The organism is Mesorhizobium sp. M2A.F.Ca.ET.067.02.1.1 (assembly GCF_004023285.1).
In the GTDB taxonomy this organism is placed as follows: domain Bacteria; phylum Pseudomonadota; class Alphaproteobacteria; order Rhizobiales; family Rhizobiaceae; genus Mesorhizobium.
This window is the reverse complement of sequence record NZ_RZSB01000766.1, coordinates 1-2,824: the sequence shown is the minus strand read 5'-3', so window position 1 is coordinate 2,824 and position 2,824 is coordinate 1. Positions and strand designations below refer to the sequence as shown.

General features: G+C 63.1%; 3 protein-coding genes and 1 pseudogene. All 4 read left to right on the top strand.

What is annotated here, in order from left to right; all coding sequences use genetic code 11:
- A pseudogene (locus EOA28_RS31465) lies at window positions 1-215 on the top strand (hypothetical protein); the annotation flags it as partial.
- A gap of 73 nt (window positions 216-288) precedes the next feature.
- Window positions 289-798 (top strand): ferritin-like domain-containing protein, encoded by a 510-nt coding sequence (locus tag EOA28_RS31460; protein WP_127249208.1) that lies wholly within the window; start codon window positions 289-291, stop codon window positions 796-798.
- A gap of 174 nt (window positions 799-972) precedes the next feature.
- Window positions 973-2,196 (top strand): ABC transporter substrate-binding protein, encoded by a 1,224-nt coding sequence (locus tag EOA28_RS31455; RefSeq protein WP_245463375.1) that lies wholly within the window; start codon window positions 973-975, stop codon window positions 2,194-2,196.
- Window positions 2,184-2,824, top strand: a 641-nt coding sequence (locus EOA28_RS31450; RefSeq protein ID WP_128315644.1) for a cytochrome D1 domain-containing protein, incomplete at its 3' end; no start/stop codon positions are given. The genes EOA28_RS31455 and EOA28_RS31450, both read left to right, overlap by 13 nt.

The following is a 2,824-nucleotide window of genomic DNA, read 5'->3' as shown; positions in this document are numbered from 1 at the left end:
CTGCCGGAGAGACTTTGAAAGAAGCCCTCGACGCCGCAAAGCAAGTTGCGGCCGAAGCCTACCAGACCGCGAGCGACGAAGCCGGACGGCTGGCGTCAAGCGAGGGGACGCTGGCCGATAAGGTCGGCGGTGTCGTCAAGGCCGCGGCCGACAAGACCGACGAGTCGGTGCGCGAGAAGCTCTCCGATTCCGATCCGTTCTCGCGGGAATCGTAACCGGAACTCACGTTCAAGGAACAATCCACGCCGCCGGCGGTTCGGGCGGCGTCAGATCGATGGAGATACTACAATGGCTGAATCGCGCGAATGGCTTGTCCAATGGTTGAGGGACGCTCACGCCATGGAGGAACAGGCAGAGACAATGCTGTCGGGGCAATTGAGCCGGATCGAGAGTTACCCTGAGCTCAGCGAGCGAATTCGTTCTCATCTGGAAGAGACGAAAGAGCAGGCAAGGCGGCTGAAGAGCTGCCTGGACGGGCTCGACGAAGGATCGTCCATGCTGAAGGATGCAGGCGGCAAGCTGACTGCCACGGCACAATCGATCAGCGGCGTGTTCGCCGGCGACGAAGTCATGAAAGGCTCACTGGCGAGCTACACTTTCGAACATATGGAAATCGCCTCCTACACGATCCTCATCTCCGCCGCCAATGCCGCGGGCGAGGCCGAGATTGCCCGCGTGTGCGAACAGAACCTGCGTGAGGAGGAAGCGATGGCCGAGTGGCTGAAGAGCAACCTGCCGCAGGTCACAGAACAATTTCTGGCGCGGGCAGACATGGACAGCGACAGCGCGAAACGCTGATTTTGGAAGCAGGAACAATCGGAGGTTCCACAAGTTGGAGCCCAGGTCGGTCCTCCCACCACCGGTCTAGGCTCCAAGCCCGCCCTGCTTTGCAGCAGGCGGGCTCGACTCGGTTTGCCGTCCAGGAACATTCCTTGCTGAAAATCATTAGGTCGCTGCGGTCCTGGAGTTCCCGTGGCGATTTCGAACATCCAACTTGGCTTGCTCGACATGAGCCTGATGCGGCTGGCGCTGGTGTTTGTCGGTCTGCTCGCCATCGCCGTCCCCGCGCTTGCCGAGCCGCGGACGATGGTGATCGGCTATCTCGGCGAACAACGCAAACTACCTCTACCCCTTGGGCCGTTGGACGAGGCTGTCACCGACGATGGCCTGCAAGGCGCCAGACTGGCCATTGCCGACGACGCCGGCACCGGCCGCTTTCTCGGCCAGCAATTTCGGCTGCAAGAAAGGGTTCTCAAGCCGGGCGAAGCACCTGCCGAAGCTGTCAACGCGTTCGCGGCCGCCGGCATCAGCTTCGTCGTTGCCGATCTCGATGCCGCGCAATTGCTGCAGGCGAGCGCAGCGCCCGGTGCCGAGCGTATGATGCTCTTCAACAGCCGCGATCCTGATGACAGCCTGCGTCAGGAGGACTGCCGAAGAAACGTTCTGCACACCATTCCGAGCCGCGCCATGCTGGCCGACGCCCTGGCGCAATACCTGGTCTGGAAAGGCTGGCAGCACTGGTTCCTGCTGACTGGTCCGCATCCCGACGACCTGGCCATGGCGGCGGCCTTTCGGCGGGCAGCGACGCGTTTCGGGGCGCAGATCACCATCGACAAACCTTGGACGTTCCGGCCCGCCAACGGCCGCGCCGACACCGGACATGTCACGCTCCAGACGGAGATCCCTGCTGCAACGCAGGTCGGCGACTATGATGTTCTGGTCGTCGCCGATGAAGCCGACGAGTTCGGCGCTTATCTCGAGGGGCGCACCGCCTTGCCGAGGACGGTGGCCGGGACGCAAGGGCTGGTGGTCGCCACCGGCTGGAGCGCGGTCGACGAAGAATGGGGCGCCACGCAGCTCCAGGACCGCTTTCACAAGCTGGCCGGACGCTGGATGCTGCCCAGCGACTACGCCGCCTGGCTGGCGGTCAGAAGCGTCGGCGAGGCGGCAACGCGGCTGCACAGCCTCGATCCGACTGCGATAGCAAAGTATCTGCGCAGCGACGATTTCCTGCTCGCCGGCTTCAAAGGACAAGGGCTGAGTTTCCGTCCGTGGGACGGGCAGATGCGCCAGCCCATCTTGATCGCGGGCCCCCGGCTGCTCGTTTCCAGTTCGCCACAACCGGGTTTTCTGCATCAGCGCACGCCGCTCGACACTCTGGGCATCGATCTGGAGGAGAGCACATGCAAACGCTGATCGCGCTCGTGCTGGTGTTGGTCCTTGTCCCGCCCGCGGCGGCCGAGACGATTTACGTCTCTAATGAGCAGGACAACACCGTGGCGGTCGTCGATGGGGCGACCATGACATTGCAGGCGGGGATCGATGTCGGCCGGCGCCCGCGCGGCATGGCGCTTTCGGTTGACAAGAAGACGCTGTTCGTTGCCGAAGGCGACGACAACCGCATCGACGTGGTCGATCTCGCCAAGCGGCAGGTCGTCGGTCAACTGCCTTCGGGCGCCGATCCGGAATTCTTTGTCGTGCACCCGGACGGCAAGCGGCTCTTCGTCGCCAATGAGAACGACAATCAGGTCTCGGTGGTGGATATAGCCGGCGCGAAAATCATCGGCACAGTCGACGTCGGCGTCGAGCCGGAGGGAATGGCGGTCAGCGCCGATGGCCGAACCGTCGCCTGCACGTCGGAGACGACGAGCATGGTCCATCTCATCGACGCCACTACGCTCGAACTCATCGACAATCTGCTCGTCAACACGCGGCCGCGCGCTGCGGCGTTCTCGGTGGACGGCAAGCAATTATGGGTGTCGTCCGAAATCCGAGGCACCGTCACGGTCTTCGACACTGCGACACGCGCACAAACGGGCAAGAT

What these genes read in the sequence shown, in the direction of transcription:
- EOA28_RS31460 (WP_127249208.1), top strand. Translation starts at nt 289, where the DNA reads ATGGCTGAATCGCGCGAATGGCTTGTCCAATGGTTGAGGGACGCTCAC.